This is a genomic window from Mucilaginibacter sp. UR6-1 (assembly GCF_020880975.1).
Lineage (GTDB): Bacteria > Bacteroidota > Bacteroidia > Sphingobacteriales > Sphingobacteriaceae > Mucilaginibacter.
In genome coordinates, this window is record NZ_JAJIWP010000001.1 from 207,075 (window position 1) to 223,133 (window position 16,059).

The window sequence follows — 16,059 nt, forward strand, 5'->3', positions numbered from 1 at the left end:
TAGAATTGAACGTGCAAAGGTATAAAATTGTTCGCTATTTAGCACTGTAATATAGCATATTTACGTAAATATTATATGACATCATATAATGTCTCGCAAATTAAATGTTTCTTTTAAACGTATGCCTTTTTCGGTTTGTTGCAGTGTACAGCACTCATTTTCGGCATCATGTTCCAAAAACAAAATATAATCATTTTTAAACGATTCGGCTAAAAAAGTTTTCTTTTCATTCAGCGTAACCAGCGGGAACATATCATAAGCCATTACATAAGGTATGGGCAAATGGCCCACAGTAGGCAGCAAATCGGCCATGTACAACAGCTTTTTATCTTTGTAGGTAATTAACGGCAGCATTTGCGCGTCAGTATGTCCGTAAACAAATCTTACGTCAAAACCGGGTAAAAAACTAATGCCGTCAGCATCTTTAATAAATTGTAACTGTCCGCTTTCTTGTAAAGGCAGTATATTCTCCTTTAAAAAAGATGCTTTTTCTCTTTCATTAGGGTTTATCGCCCAGTCCCAATGCCTCTCATTGCTCCAGTAAGTGGCGTTTTTAAATGCCGGTAATAGTTTTTCACCATCACGAGCTACGGCTCCGCCTACATGGTCAAAATGCAGGTGGGTTAAAAATACGTCGGTTATATCATCACGGTGAAAGCCATGTTTGGCAAGTGAGCTATCAAGCGTGGCATCACCATGCAGGTAATAATGGCTATAAAATTTTTCGCTTTGCTTGTTGCCAATGCCGGTGTCTATCAATATCAATCGTTTATCATGCTCAACCAGCAAGCAGCGCATAGCCAAATTGCAAAGGTTGTTTGAGTCGGCCGGGTTGGTTTTATTCCAGATGGTTTTAGGCACCACACCAAACATAGCGCCTCCGTCTAATTTAAATAAACCGGTATCGATACTGTACAAATTCATTTATATGCGCAATTAAAACCTATAGGTTAAAAGCAAATAAAACACTTTTGGTTTTGCATTATAAAAATCATACAGGTCAAAGCCGCTGGTAACTTCGTAGCGTGCTTCGAGGCCGTAGTTTTTGTAATTTAAACCGGCACCGCCTAAAAAGCCCATCTCATAAACACCCGGTTTTTCATCTTTAAGATAAGTGTCATCCACCTCAACCGAACCTTCCTGAACATGTGAATAGCCGCTTTTCGCGTTTATTACAAAACTATTAGTGATGCCTGCAATAATAAAAGGCTTTATATCGCTTTGAGTGAAAGAGTATTTAGCAGCCGCATTGGTTTTTAGGTATTTAAAGTCGAAATCATATTGTTTTATAGACATGTTGCTCAAACCATTTTCGATAATACCTATGTGGCTTTTTAAGCGATAATATTGTGCTTCAAACAATAATCCGAAATTTGATCGTGGTAAAATATAATCCACACCAATACCTATTACAGGTTGCGTATTGTTAGCTGATTTTACGTTGTTATTAGGATCATCGCTATTGTTGCTTTTGGTAAGGCTGAGTTTTGAGAAGGATGCGCCTAACAACGCTTTAAAAACTAATTTTGACCGGCCTTTTTCAAAGGTGGTATTAGTGTTTTGATTATTAGTTGATCCACCGCAATTGTTGTATTGAGCAACAGCATTGGTTAACGCTTCCGCATTGTATAACAGGCTGCGAGCCTTCTTTAAATCTATTTTTTCGCAATCGGTCATCGCCTCATATAATTGCGATTTGTATTGCTGATTATTAACTACATTTTTACTTACCTGGTCAATGTACTTATTGCTGATTAATTCAGTGGCTTCTCCCTGGCCTTTTCTGATGATAAAGTGATCGCGTTTATCGGTATAGTTGTATAGTTGCAAACTGCCGTCAACTAATACAAGGGCGAAAATCCACTTCTTCTCAAAAACGGTTTCAGGCGTTTTGCGGTAGTTTTGAATGTTATCTGACGATTTATCGATATTGATGTTAAACGTGCGATATTTTTCTACACTGTTTTTAAGATATACACCAAATTCACTAACATCCTTACATGTTAATGTGCTGTAGCTGCCACCTTGTGTGGTACTAAAATCAATAGCGGTTGGGCTTTTATCCCAGTTATTGTATTTAATAAATCCCTTTGTGGTGTCGGTACCATTAATAATGTAGCCGGCAAGCTGGTTGTTTTGTGCGGATGAGTTTTTAAAACAAAAGATAAGGCAGACAAAAAGTGCCACGCTGGGTAAGCGTTTAATCATGGTTTAATTAAGTTTAGGTATTACAAAAGCCCCTGCTAAGCAGGGGCTTTAAATATTTGTGATTGTTATGTTACAATTTAGATATGGATCACCTCGCCATACGCAGCGGCAGCGGCTTCCATAATAGCCTCGCTCATGGTAGGGTGAGGGTGTACCGATTTAATGATCTCATGGCCGGTAGTTTCCAGTTTACGTGCGGTTACTACTTCAGCAATCATCTCGGTAACATTGTTGCCAATTAAGTGCGCGCCTAAAAACTCGCCGTATTTAGCATCAAATATTACTTTAACAAAGCCATCTTTAGCACCGGCGGCACTTGCCTTGCCTGATGCCGAGAATGGGAATTTACCGATCTTTACTTCGTAGCCGGCTTCTTTAGCCGCTTTTTCGGTATATCCTACTGAGGCAACTTCAGGTGAGCAATAAGTACAGCCCGGGATGTTGTTGTAGTTGATAGGCTCAGGGTTTAAACCTGCTATTTTTTCAACACAGGTAATACCTTCGGCTGATGCTACGTGAGCCAGGGCCTGGCCTTTAACAATATCGCCGATAGCGTAAACACCTTCAACGTTGGTTTTGTAATAATCGTCAACCAATACTTTACCTTTGTCGGTTTTTACACCGGCTTCTTCAAGGCCTATACCTTCAAGGTTGGTAGTAACGCCTACTGCTGAAAGTACGATCTCGGCTTCAAGCACTTCAGTACCTTTAGCGGTTTTAACGCTCACTTTGCACAGGTCGCCTGCGGTATCAACCGACTCAACGGTAGAGTTGGTCATGATGTTGATGCCTTGCTTTTTAAGGGAGCGTTCAAGTTGTTTTGAAACTTCTTCGTCCTCCAGTGGCACAACATTCGGTAAAAACTCAACAACGGTTACTTTAGTGCCTATAGAGTTATAAAAGTAAGCAAACTCAATACCAATAGCGCCCGAACCTACAACCACTATTGATTTTGGTTGCTGCGGCAATACCATGGCCTGGCGGTAGCCGATGATCTTTTTACCGTCCTGTTTAAGGTTTGGTAACTCGCGCGAGCGACCGCCTGTAGCTACGATAATATGTTTTGCTGTATAATCCTTAGTAGCGCCGTTAGCATCCTTTACCTCAACGGTACCCTTGCCTTTTAGTTTACCAAAGCCCATGATCACGTCGATCTTGTTCTTCTTCATCAAAAACTGCACACCTTTGCTCATGCCTTCGGCCACATCACGGCTGCGTTTTACTACGGCTTTAAAATCAACCTCGCCACTGCCGTTTACCTTTATACCATAATCGGCAGCGTGATTTATATATTCAAATACCTGGGCGCTTTTTAACAATGCTTTAGTTGGTATACAACCCCAGTTTAGGCATATACCACCCAGCGATTCTTTCTCGATGATGGCGGTTTTTAAACCTAACTGAGAGGCACGTATTGCGGCAACGTAACCTCCGGGACCTGAACCAATAACAATTAGATCGTAGCTCATATTTACCTGTTATATGTTTTTTATTGATGCCAAAGCTAAGTAAATAGCCTGAATTGCCGAAATGCCCCACTTCACCCTTATGTAACTTTAATTGGGTCGAAATTTATTTTCTGCATAGTGATATGATCTGCATCATATAATTATAGCGCTATTATAATAATTTGATTAATTGTGTATTAATGTTGATAAATTTTTTAAAATAGTTAATGTTAAATTAACATTGACCGTTAAACTTTTATATATTTTTGCAGAAATATTAATTAACTGATTTATTAACAAATTTCCACCACATGAGAAAGTTTTTACTTTTTTTAACTTTTTTATGTTTGTCTGCCGGCATTACGCTGGGTCAGGTAATTACAACCAGTAATATTTCTGGTGTTGTTACTGACGAGAAAGGACAAACTGTTCCGGGTGTTACTGTAATTGCTGTACACACACCAACAGGAACCAATTATTCTACAGCAACCCGTGGCGATGGTCGTTACAACTTGCCTAACTTACGTGTAGGCGGCCCGTACACTATCACCTACAAATTCATTGGTTATTCTGACTATTCACAAAACAACATCAGCCTTGCTTTAGGTCAGGATTTTAAGTTGAATGCTAAGCTTAGCCCAACAAACACGCAATTAAGCGAGGTTGTGGTAACAAGCACTCAAAACAAAGTGATCAACAGCTCACGTACAGGTTCGCAAGAGATCATTACCCGTACTCAAATTGACCGCCTGCCTACTATCAGCCGCTCAATTTATGATTACACCAAGTTAACCCCAACAGCAAACGGCCGTTCATTCGGTGGTCGTAGCGACGCAGGTAACAACTTAACTATTGACGGTGCTTTGTTCAACAACTCTTTCGGTTTATCGAGTTCATTAGGTGGCCAGGCAAACTCCCAGCCAATATCGCTCGATGCGGTTGAGCAAATTCAGGTTGCAGTTTCACCATTTGACGTTACCCAAGGTCGTTTCTCAGGTACTTCAATTAATACTGTTACCAAATCAGGTACTAACGAAGTAAAAGGTAGTGTATATTATTATCAGCGTACGCCCGGGTTAGTTGGTCGCAAGAGTATGACTACTTGGGTACCTACGCCAGCAATTGACTATAACCAACGTGGTTTTAGTGTAGGTGGTCCGATAGTAAAGAATAAGTTATTCTTTTTTATATCAGGTGAACAAGAACGTATTAACGATCCATATTCAAACTACACTGCAAGAAGAGGTACTGAAACAGGAGGAACAATTTCTCAGGCCAGTTTTACGGAGTTATCAGCTTTACGCGACACCCTAAATCGTAAATATGGTTATAATGCAGGATCTTTTGAGAACATTTCACTGCGCACACAGTCTGATAAGATTACTGCTAAATTAGATTGGAATATTAATGATAAAAATACTTTGTCATTGAAGTATTTCTATCTGAAATCTTTCCGTGATGTAGCGCCGAGCAACTCTGGTGCAAACGGCTCTCGCGCGGCGAGCTTAACTACCCTTCCTTTCTTCTCATCATTTTATACCATTAATAATAATTTTAACATTGGTATAGCTGAGTTGAATACACGTATTAACGACAGGATGGCTAACAAGGTGATATTAGGTTACCAGGCTCTGCGTGACTTCCGTGAATCACCAGGTGGCGGCCAGTTTCCATTGGTTGATATATTAGGTGCTAACGGAAGCACCATGACCACTTTTGGTTACGAGCCTTTTACTGCTAATAACTTATTAAATACTGATACTTACCAGTTTACTGATAACTTTACTTATTACAAAGGTGATCATGAATTTGATGCCGGTGTATCATTCGAGTACAACAAATATAAAAATGGTTTCGCTCCGAACTATTATGGTGCTTATCGTTTTAACAGCCTACAGGATTTTTACGATTCAGCAAATGGTGTACCAGGTAAAGTTGCACGTTACGAAAAAAGATATTCAGCACTTCCTGGCGGTGCATTCCCGTTTGCTTTTGTTAAAGCCTATACAATTGGCGCTTACATTCAGGATAAATGGCAAGTACAGGATAATCTTAAAATTACTTACGGCTTACGTGCTGACATGCCTGTGTTTAATACAAACAGCGAAGCAAACCCTGCTCTCTTGAATCTTGACAGATTTCGTGATGGTGTTAGACTTGATGTATCTCAATATCCTAAAACACGTATTCAATTATCTCCGCGAGCAGGCTTTAACTGGGATGTTAACAATGATGGTGTTACCCAGTTACGAGGTGGTATAGGTATATTCAGTGGCCCAACTCCGTTTGTTTACATATCAAACCAGGCAAGCAATAACGGTGTTCAATTTGGTTCATACGTTGTTACTCCAACTACTACTGGTGTTTTACCAACTGATCCACGTTTGATCTTCAATCCTGATGTTAACGCCAACAAACCCACAAATGCTGCTGCAAATACATCATATAATATAGCAATTACCGATAGGAATTTTAAACTGCCAAGCAATTTCCGTACTACATTAGCGGTTGACCAAAAACTACCTGGTGGTATCATCGGTACTGTTGAGGGTAACTATTCTAAAGATATTAATGCGGTTTACCATGTAAACGTTGCCTTGCCTACAACAGGTAAAGCATTTGTTGGTTCTGATAACCGTATCCGTTATGACGGAACAACTGTTTACCCGGCAATCAACGGTGGTGCAGGTAATACTGCTGAATTACCCAATATTACGGACGCTATCCTGATGAAGAATACCAGTAAAGGTTATTCATACAGCATTACTGGTCAGTTGCAAAAAACCACACGTAACTTGTATGCAAGTATAGCATATACTTATGCTGATTCTCGTACAGTAAATGATGGTGGTTCAATAGCTCAATCTATTTGGCGTGACCGTGTAGTAGCGGGTGATCCTAACTCAGATGAAACGTCATACAGCAACTTCTATCAGCCTAATCGTGTAGTAGCTGCCTTATCATACCGTAAAGAATACTTAAAGCATTTGAGCACATCTTTTGGCTTAACTTACGAAGCTGCCAACAACGGTACTGCATCTTACATATACAGTAATGATGTTAACGGTGATGGTCAAACCAACGACTTGATCTATATACCACGTGATAAAGATGATATTGTTCTTGTTCCAAATGACATTAACGATACTCGTACTGCTCCTCAGCAATATGCTCAATTAAGCGCTTACATAGAGCAAGATCCATATTTGAGCAAAAACAAAGGCAAGTATGCTAAACGCAATGGCTTAGTATTGCCTTATTATCATTTGGTTAACTTTAACTTTAGCCAGGATATATTTGTTAACGCCGGTAAAAACAAAAACACGCTGCGTTTTGAGTTTAACATCATCAACTTTGGTAACTTCCTGAATGATGCATGGGGTAACTTTAAATTTGTTAACCGTAACACTTTGTTAACTTATAAAGGTTTGGATGCTAATGGTCGTCCGACTTATTCATTCCCTTACTTTGATAACGCTAACAAAGTGCCGTTAGTTAATTCATTTGGTAACGGTATATCTCAGCAATCACGCTGGCAAGCACAAATTGGTTTAAGGTATATCTTTAACTAATAGTTGCTTAATAAAACAAAAAACGGCTGCCGAATTTCCGGCAGCCGTTTTTTGTTTAAGGTGCATAAAAAAAATGCCGGTTGATATTTATTCAACCGGCATTTTTGTTTTAAGATGAGTCGGAACTCAATTATACACAAACTCGCCAAATTCCGACTGTATAGTCACTTGTTTTTTATCAGCAGCCTCAACACGGCCAATTATCCGGGCATCTACATTAAAGCTTTTTGATATGGCGATGATGTCGGCAGCGATGCTTTCAGGCACATAAAGCTCCATGCGGTGCCCCATGTTAAATACCTTGTACATTTCATGCCATGAGGTGCCCGATTCTTCGTGGATCAGTTTAAACAATGGTGGCACCGGGAAAAGGTTATCTTTAATCACATGTACATCATCCACAAAATGCAGCACTTTGGTTTGCGCGCCACCGCTGCAATGCACCATGCCATCAATTTGCGAACGGTATTTTTCTAAAATAGCTTTAATAATCGGGGCGTAAGTACGTGTTGGCGAAAGCACCAACTTGCCCGCGGTTACGGTTTGGCCATTGCCAATGTCAATTTGATCGGTAAGGCTTTTTGAGCCGGAGAAGATCAGATCATATGGTATACCGGCATCGTAGCTTTCCGGATATTTTTCGGCAATGGTTTTATTAAATACATCGTGCCTTGCTGAGGTAAGGCCGTTGCTGCCCATGCCGCCGTTGTATTCGGTTTCATAAGCAGCCTGTCCGTAAGATGCCAGGCCTACAATAACATTACCTGGTTGTATACGGTGATTTGATATAACCTCCTCACGCGGCATACGGCAGGTAACGGTCGAGTCGACAATAATGGTACGCACCAGGTCGCCTACATCGGCAGTTTCGCCACCGGTTGAATAGATGCCAATGCCTGCGTCGCGCAGTTCGGCTAATATTTCTTCGGTACCATTAATAATAGCGGCAATAACTTCGCCCGGTATCAGGTTTTTGTTGCGACCTATGGTTGACGACAGCAGGATATTATCAACAGCGCCCACGCACAGCAGATCATCAATATTCATGATGATGGCATCCTGCGCAATGCCGCGCCATACTGATATATCGCCTGTTTCTTTCCAGTAAGTATAAGCTAACGATGATTTTGTACCCGCGCCATCAGCGTGCATAATATTGCAAAAGGCAGGGTCGTTTGTTAAAATATCAGGAATTATCTTACAAAAAGCTTTAGGATATATACCTTTGTCGATGTTTTTGATCGCGTTGTGTACATCATCCTTTGATGCCGACACGCCGCGCTGATCATATCTTTGCGAAGAAGTCATGGGCAAATATACGGCTTAATCGCTTTTTTTAAACCTCTAAAGTACTACCGCATTTAAAATTGTTATGCATCTACTAAAAACGCTTACCTACAAACTCAATCGTATACGGCTAACACTTAATAGCCAGCGCAACTTTTTGATCTATTGCAGTGTGTTTGTTGGCCTCATTGGCGGGCTTGCCGCGGTAGTTTTAAAGTTTTTGGTGCATTTTATGGAAGAGCTGAGCCGCGATATATCATCACACCTGCCATACCATTTCATCTACGTATTTTTACCCGCGCTGGGTATATTGGGTACGGTAGCATACTTACACCTCATAAACCGCGATAAAATACAAAAGGGGATAGGGAATATTCTGGTAAGCATAAAGCGCAACCGCTCCAACATGCTTTTTAATAATGTCTACTCCCATCTCATAAGCAGTTCATTAACGGTAGGTTTTGGTGGTTCATCAGGTTTGGAGGCACCTATAGTTTGTACCGGGGCGGCTATCGGCTCAAATACCGGTAAGTTTTTTAAGCTGTCAGCCTACGAAAAAACAGTTCTGCTTGCCGCCGGTACATCAGCCGGTATAGCGGCCGTATTTAACAGCCCTATAGCCGGGGTGCTTTTCTCGCTGGAGTTATTGATAGGGGAGATCACCATACCTACATTTATCCCGCTTCTTATCGCTTCGGCAACAGGGGTAGTAGTATCAAAGGTGCTGTATTCAGGTCAGTTATTTCATTTGGTTACCGAGGGCTGGGTAATGCACGCGCTCCCGTTTTACATTTTATTGGGCATACTATCGGGCTTAACATCGGTATATATTACAACGGTTGCCGGCAAGCTCGAAAAAGGTTTGTTTGTTAACCAGAACAGGTATGTAAGGGCTTTATTTGGTGGGCTATTGTTAGGTGTACTGATATTATTGTTGCCGCCGTTATTTGGCGAGGGTTATCACGAGTTGCAGCAAGCGCTTAACGGTAATATCGAAGCTATAAAAGATCAATCAATTTTTAGTGAATACCTTAATCACCCCCTGGCCTTGCTGGGTTTTATTGCGCTGTTGGTTTTTATGAAGATAGTGGCGGCGGGCATTACCATTGGTTCGGGTGGTAACGGCGGTACGTTTGCACCAACCATGTTCACCGGTGCCTTTTTAGGATTATTCATCGCTTACGGTTGCAACCTTACGGGGCTGATCCATTTAAATACCAGCAATTTTATAGCTGTAGGCATGGCTGGAGCATTGAGTGGTGTATTGCATGCGCCGTTAACCGCGATATTTTTGATTGCTGAGATTACAGGCGGATATGTGCTATTTATCCCGTTAATGATAGTGTCGGCCATATCATATATCATATCGCGGCATTTTAACCCGCATAATATGTACTGGCACGATCTGGTGCACGAGCGTAATATTCACCCCGATCATGACCATGATATGCTGTCATCCATTGTGATAGATAGTGTTATCAACCGGAACTACACGGCTGTGGCCAAAGATATGCCTATCCGTAACTTTTACCAGGTAATATCGCAAAGCCAGGCAAATATTTTTCCGGTACTTGGGTTTAACGATCATATAGAAGGTGTGGTTTTGGTTGATGAGATACGCAAACAATTATTTACAGCGGATTTTGCCGACCATACCGTTGCCGAGATCATGATAACGCCACCGGCTGTTATACAATATCACGAATCGGTAAATGCGGTGATGAGCCAGTTTGATAAGCTTGATGTATGGCAACTGCCGGTTGAGCAGGATGGCCGCTTTATTGGTTTTATATCCAAATCGTCACTCCTGGCTAAATATCGTGAAGTGCTTATAGCGCAGCATAAACAGGCGGATCTGTTTGCGCATTAAAAAAAGAAAAGCGGCACCATTTGATGCCGCTTTTCTTTTATCGGTTATTTATTTAAAGAATAATAATTCCCTGAATTTTGGCAATGGCCACAGCGAATCATCAACCAGTTGCTCCAGTTTGTCAACATGGTAACGTATCGGCTGAAAGTATGAACGTACCTTTTCGTCATAATCAATAGCCTTTTGGCGTACATCTTCAACGTTATTGTTAATGTTTTTGCGTGCCTGTACCATTTCCTCAACGTTGGTTTTAACAAAGTTGATGTGTTCTGACAGTTTGGTAATAATGTCAAGCTGTGCCTGGTAGGTATCTTTACCCAGCCCTATATCTTTAAGGCCTTTTACGTTTTCAACCAGCTTGCTCTGGTAAGCAATAGCGGCGGGGATGATCACATTGTTAACCAGTTCGCCCATTACACGGGCCTCTATCTGTACCTTTTTATAATAGCTTTCCAGTAATATCTCGTGGCGGGCATGTGCCTCGCGTGGAGAGAATACGCTGGTACTGGCAAAAAGTTCGGCGGTTTTTTCGGTAATCATTACATCAAGCGCCTTTGGCGTTGTTTTGATGTTTGACAGGCCGCGTGCCTCGGCTTCTTTTTCCCAATCCTCACTGTAACCATTACCTTCAAAACGGATGCTGCGCGATTCCTTTAAATACCTTTTGATGGTCATCATCAGGGCTACATCCTTTTTCTCGCCTTTTTTCAGCAATTTATCTACATCTACCTTGAATTTTTTAAGCTGATCGGCAACTATCAAATTAAGTATCGTCATTGGGCTGGCCGAATTGGCTGATGAACCAACGGCACGCAACTCAAACTTATTGCCGGTAAAGGCGAAAGGAGAGGTGCGGTTACGGTCGGTATTGTCCGCCAATATTTGCGGTATCTTCGGGATGCCCTGCCAAAGGGTGTTTTCCTCTTTTATTTTTTTGCTGAGGCGTGAGGTTTCTATCTCATCAAGCACCTCGCTAAGCTGGCTGCCTAAAAATATAGAAATAATGGCCGGCGGCGCTTCATTAGCACCCAAACGATGATCGTTATTTACTGACGCGATGGAGGCTCTTAACAGATCAGCATGTTCATAAACCGCCTTAATGGTATTCACAAAAAAGGTAAGGAACATCAGGTTGTTCTTAGGCGTTTTGCCCGGCGATAACAGGTTTTTACCAGTATTGGTGATCATGCTCCAATTATTATGCTTACCCGAGCCGTTAATGCCCGCGTAAGGTTTTTCGTGCAGCAACACTTTAAAGTTATGGCGTTTGGCTACGCGATCCATCAGGTCCATCAGCAATTGGTTATGGTCAATAGCCAGGTTGATCTCCTCGTATATAGGGGCGCACTCAAATTGCGAGGGGGCTACCTCATTGTGGCGTGTTTTTAACGGAATGCCTAATAATAGGGCTTCGGTTTCCATATCCTGCATAAAGGCCAGTACACGCTCCGGTATCGAGCCGAAATAATGGTCTTCTAACTGCTGGTTTTTGGCGGATATGTGGCCGAACAGGGTGCGACCGGTGAGGTACAGATCCGGCCTTGCATTAAAAAGGGCTATATCTACTAAAAAATACTCCTGCTCAATACCAAGTGAGGCATTTACCTTTTCAACGCTTTTATCAAAATAATGGCAAACATCAACGGCGGCTTTATCAAGCGCTGTGAGGGCCTTTAATAACGGAACTTTATAATCAAGCGCCTCGCCGGTGTACGATACAAATACGGTAGGTATACATAAGGTACGCCCCATCAGGAATGCAGGCGACGATGGGTCCCAGGCGGTGTAGCCGCGTGCTTCAAAAGTATTGCGTATACCACCACTCGGAAAGCTCGAGGCATCAGGCTCCTGCTGGGCCAGTGCATCGCCCGAGAAACGCTCAATAGCGCCGCCATCTGCTGTCGGCTCAAAAAAGGAGTCGTGTTTTTCGGCAGTGCTGCCGGTTAAGGGCTGAAACCAGTGGGTATAATGTGTAGCGCCTTTGCCTATTGCCCAGGCGCGCATGGCTGATGCCACCTGCTCCGCCATATCGCGGTGTATAGGCTCGCCAAGTTCAATAGAGTTGATAACACTTGCATAAGCGTCGTCAGACAGGTATTCCTTCATCTTCTTTTTATCGAAAACGTTGGCCCCATAAAAATCTGAAATTTTTGCTGAGGGTGGCTTTATCTCTGGTACGGTACGGTTAAGCACCGATTGCAGGGCTTGAAATCGGGTGTTCGACATATCGGGTAATTATTTTAGGTCGGCTCAAAAATAGAACAAAGTATTAATAAAGTATAATTTAAAAGCCTTGAGCTTAATAGTCGTTATATGCTGCTGTTAATATTATAAATGGTGGTATTATTTAATAATAATACGAAGGCTGGATTTTGTTGTTTTCTCAACAATTAATTCAAATACTTATTAATTTTTTTAAAAAGTTATAAAAAATGAAGTATAAAATTGTGTTTTGTATAAAAAAACCAACCATGTGTTGATATTAATGCAATTATTTTAATATAAAATTTTGATTTGTAAATATCCATCTATATTTTAGGAAAAGATTAAACAAAAAGCCACTTATAATTCGGTTTGGATAAAAAATATCTAATTTTTTTCGACTTATAATTGTTTTTTGTTCTAAATAGGTTTAAAATTTTGTCATTTAACTAACTAATTCTATGTAAATAACTCAATAATTAAAAAATCAACACAAATTAACCCCTTAACTATCCAAATCATTGTCATGAAAAGAAAACTTTTACTCTTATCATTATTATCTGCCGGAGTTTTTTCTGCAAACGCGCAGGATTCAACTCAAACGGATCCCCCTTTAACTATTACCGGTTCTGTTGATACTTATTATAAGTATGATTTTGCCGACCATAGTAACCTGCCTACAAGCTTTGCATCTGATCATAATTCCATGTCAATAGGTATGGTTGATATTGCGCTGAAAAAAAAGGTGAGTAAAGCTTCTTTTGTAGGCGAAATTTCTTTCGGCCCGCGCGGGCAATCGCAATCATTGCCCAATGCCGCCGGTGTTTATGATGAAACCACCAACAGCTATAATATCCAAAACCTGTACGTATCATACGATGTAACTGATAAACTTGCGCTTACAGCCGGTTATATGGCAACATTTGTAGGTTACGAGGTGATTAGTCCGGTGGGTAATTTTAATTATTCAACATCGTATTTGTTTACTAACGGCCCTTTCCAGAATGCCGGCTTTAAGGCTTCTTACGCCTTTTCGGGTAAAGTTAGTTTGATGGCCGGTATATTTAATGATTACTGGAATGTATACAAATCAGCATCAAAGCTGAACACTTTTGGCGCTCAGTTATCATTGGCGCCTGTTGAGGGGTGGTCTGCTTATGTAAATTTGCTTACCGGCCCGTCATCAGGTACCGAAATCGACCTTACAACTTCTTATCAAATTACATCAGCGTTTAAATTAGGCCTTAACGCGGCAACGTTTTCTGCGGGTAATGATTATGAAGACGGTGGATTTACCGGTGTAGCATTGTACCCGCAATATGCTGTATCAAGTGCGGTAACCCTTGGGCTGCGTGGCGAGTATTTTAAAACAAAAACCGGTGATTATGCCACCTTTGGCCCTGCACCTGGCGAATCAGTTACTGCTATTACCGCGACAGCTAATATTAAAGCGGGACCGCTGAGCCTGATTCCTGAAGTGCGCTTTGATAATATGAGCAACGATGCCGTGTTTACTAAAAAGAGCGGTGCGCCATCAAAAAATGCCGGTCAGTTTGTACTGGCAGCGGTGTACGCATTCTAACAAAATAATTTAGTTTAAGTTGATTTTTTGTAAAGGCCGTTACCTGTTAAAAGGAACGGCTTTTTTTATATTTACCAGATGAAGAGATTGATTATAGTATTGTTACTGGCGTTAGCGGGTAGTGCCGTATATGCTCAGGCACAGCAAACAGATTCGCTTGGGTTTGATGAGAACAATAAATATATATACTACCAGGTAGCTGCACAGCCAGGCCTTAATGCTGATACCATATATAAGAGGGCATTGAATTTTTTGAAAACCGCTTATACAAAGGATAAGCTGAAATTAAAAAAGCAGGATGATGGCAAAGCTACGTTGATGGGGGAGGGCGGGTTCCTGGTGTCTAAAAAAGCGCTGGTATCAAAGCATGAGGATGCTAAAATTACCTATGATATAACTGTTGAGGTTAAGGATGGCAAATACCGTTACTGGCTAACTAATTTTGTGGTGATACCCTACGAACGTGATCGTTATGCCAACTTTGTACCGGTTAACGGCAAAAAAACTCCGCTTGAACATGGCCTGCGAGTACTGGGGCAAAAAGATCTGGATGATTACCTGGAAAAAGTATTGGTGAACAGCAGGGAGATAGGTAAACGATTAAAGAATTTTATTCTGTCGCCGGCGCCTGCAACCACAAAAGAGTCTAAAATAAGCCCGGTAATAAAGAAGGATTGGTAAAAAACCAAATAATATATTGTTTAAGGCCGGAGCGATCCGGCTTTTTTTATGCGAAAAATTTAATAATAGGGCGCTTTTTTGCTGGTATTGCAAAAATTTGGCAGCAGGAATAAAAATGTATTAAAAATTCTGTTTATTAAAAAATAACAAAATTTAATTCTGTAAAATAGCGTTATGATTATAAACTAAATTCTAATTATATGCTTATCACCAAATTAAATTTGTACAACACCGAGTGGCTCGATGTTGTATTTAAAAACCGCAACAAAAGCTATGGCGCTTATGATCTGCGGAAACACAATGGTACAAATATGCTAAAATCTTTGCTGATTACATTCTCGGCAGTGGGTGTTGGTATAGCTTTTTATTCTTTTATGAACAATCGTGGGTCAGGTGAAATTTCATCGGTGCCAATATTCAACCCTGAAAAGGATACGATGATCGTTGTGCCTATTCTTCCCCCACCCAAAGAAGAAGAAAAAGTATTTGAGGCTACGCCAAAAACGGAATTGCCAAAAGTTGCTCCAAAGGCAGAAAAAGTAAAAACTACGGCTATACCAACGCATGTTACTAACGATGAAGCTAAAGCGGTTGAGCCTACTCCAACAGATAAAATAGAAGGTGCTATAGGCCCAACAAATCAGGATGGTCCGGCTACAGCGGCCAATATACCCGCAGGTACTGAAAATGGTAAGGAAGGTGGTAGCGGGACTAATGATGGAAATGGGGAAGGGGCCAGTAATGAACCTGTCGGCATAGCCGGTTTAACTTCGCTACCCGAACCATTTGACGGCATGGATGGCTGGAATAAATATTTAAGCCGTAACCTGCGCTACCCGGCAATAGCTTCTGAAGAGGGTAAAAGCGGCAGGGTATTCATCAGCTTTATTATTGAAAAAGATGGAAAACTGACCGATATAAAAGTAGAGAAAGGCGCAGGGTATGGTTTTGATGAGGAGGCCCTGCGCGTACTTAAAAAAGCCAAAGCCTGGAAACCCGGTACACAAAATGGCAGGCCCGTACGTGTAAGGTATACCATACCTATCAGTTTTACCATTACCAACAACTAATATTACCTAAACCTGTAAATATGCCGGTGCCATACTCAGGTATGGCCCGGCTGCGTTTTTTAAAGGCATTGCGGCATCTAACTAAACTGTAAACTTATTACCTGCTTTCGCCTGATTTTCCTAATTTTGCGCCATCCTT

At 41.2% G+C, this 16,059-nt stretch carries 10 protein-coding genes; 5 read left to right on the forward strand and 5 right to left on the reverse strand.

All coding sequences use genetic code 11. The features are described from left to right. Nucleotides 1–81: 81 nt before the first annotated feature. The 3 genes from LJ707_RS00960 to lpdA all read right to left on the reverse strand — a co-directional run bounded on the left by LJ707_RS00960 (nt 82) and on the right by lpdA (nt 3,677). Entirely contained in the window at nt 82–924 is an 843-nt protein-coding gene (locus LJ707_RS00960; protein ID WP_228948859.1) for an MBL fold metallo-hydrolase, read from the reverse strand. 12 nt (nt 925–936) lie between these two features. Beyond that, entirely contained in the window at nt 937–2,208 is a 1,272-nt protein-coding gene (locus tag LJ707_RS00965; protein ID WP_228948860.1) for a hypothetical protein, read from the reverse strand. A 77-nt stretch (nt 2,209–2,285) separates the two neighbouring features. After that, nucleotides 2,286–3,677, reverse strand: a complete 1,392-nt coding sequence (gene lpdA / locus LJ707_RS00970) for a dihydrolipoyl dehydrogenase (protein ID WP_228948861.1) — start codon at nt 3,675–3,677, stop codon at nt 2,286–2,288. A 290-nt stretch (nt 3,678–3,967) separates the two neighbouring features. Between lpdA and LJ707_RS00975 the strand changes: the two genes are divergently transcribed. After that, entirely contained in the window at nt 3,968–7,228 is a 3,261-nt protein-coding gene (locus tag LJ707_RS00975; protein ID WP_228948862.1) for a carboxypeptidase regulatory-like domain-containing protein, read from the forward strand. 126 nt (nt 7,229–7,354) lie between these two features. Here the strand turns inward: LJ707_RS00975 and LJ707_RS00980 are convergent, their stop codons facing one another. Next, nucleotides 7,355–8,536 (reverse strand): AIR synthase related protein, encoded by a 1,182-nt coding sequence (locus LJ707_RS00980; RefSeq protein WP_228948863.1) that lies wholly within the window; start codon nt 8,534–8,536, stop codon nt 7,355–7,357. Nucleotides 8,537–8,600: 64 nt separating this feature from the next. Here LJ707_RS00980 and LJ707_RS00985 point away from each other — a divergent pair, with 64 nt between their 5' ends. Next, nucleotides 8,601–10,385, forward strand: coding sequence for a chloride channel protein (locus tag LJ707_RS00985; RefSeq protein ID WP_228948864.1), 1,785 nt, complete (start codon nt 8,601–8,603; stop codon nt 10,383–10,385). A gap of 48 nt (nt 10,386–10,433) precedes the next feature. On the opposite strand, the gene LJ707_RS00990 is transcribed toward LJ707_RS00985, so the two are convergent. Further along, entirely contained in the window at nt 10,434–12,611 is a 2,178-nt protein-coding gene (locus LJ707_RS00990) for a glutamine synthetase III (RefSeq protein WP_228948865.1), read from the reverse strand. 502 nt (nt 12,612–13,113) lie between these two features. Here LJ707_RS00990 and LJ707_RS00995 point away from each other — a divergent pair. The 3 genes from LJ707_RS00995 (at nt 13,114) to LJ707_RS01005 (ending at nt 15,920) form a co-directional block, all read left to right on the forward strand. Then, entirely contained in the window at nt 13,114–14,169 is a 1,056-nt protein-coding gene (locus LJ707_RS00995; protein WP_228948866.1) for a porin, read from the forward strand. 78 nt (nt 14,170–14,247) lie between these two features. Continuing rightward, nucleotides 14,248–14,850 (forward strand): DUF4468 domain-containing protein, encoded by a 603-nt coding sequence (locus tag LJ707_RS01000; protein ID WP_228948867.1) that lies wholly within the window; start codon nt 14,248–14,250, stop codon nt 14,848–14,850. 200 nt (nt 14,851–15,050) lie between these two features. Then, nucleotides 15,051–15,920, forward strand: a complete 870-nt coding sequence (locus LJ707_RS01005; RefSeq protein ID WP_228948868.1) for an energy transducer TonB — start codon at nt 15,051–15,053, stop codon at nt 15,918–15,920. Nucleotides 15,921–16,059 lie beyond the last annotated feature (139 nt).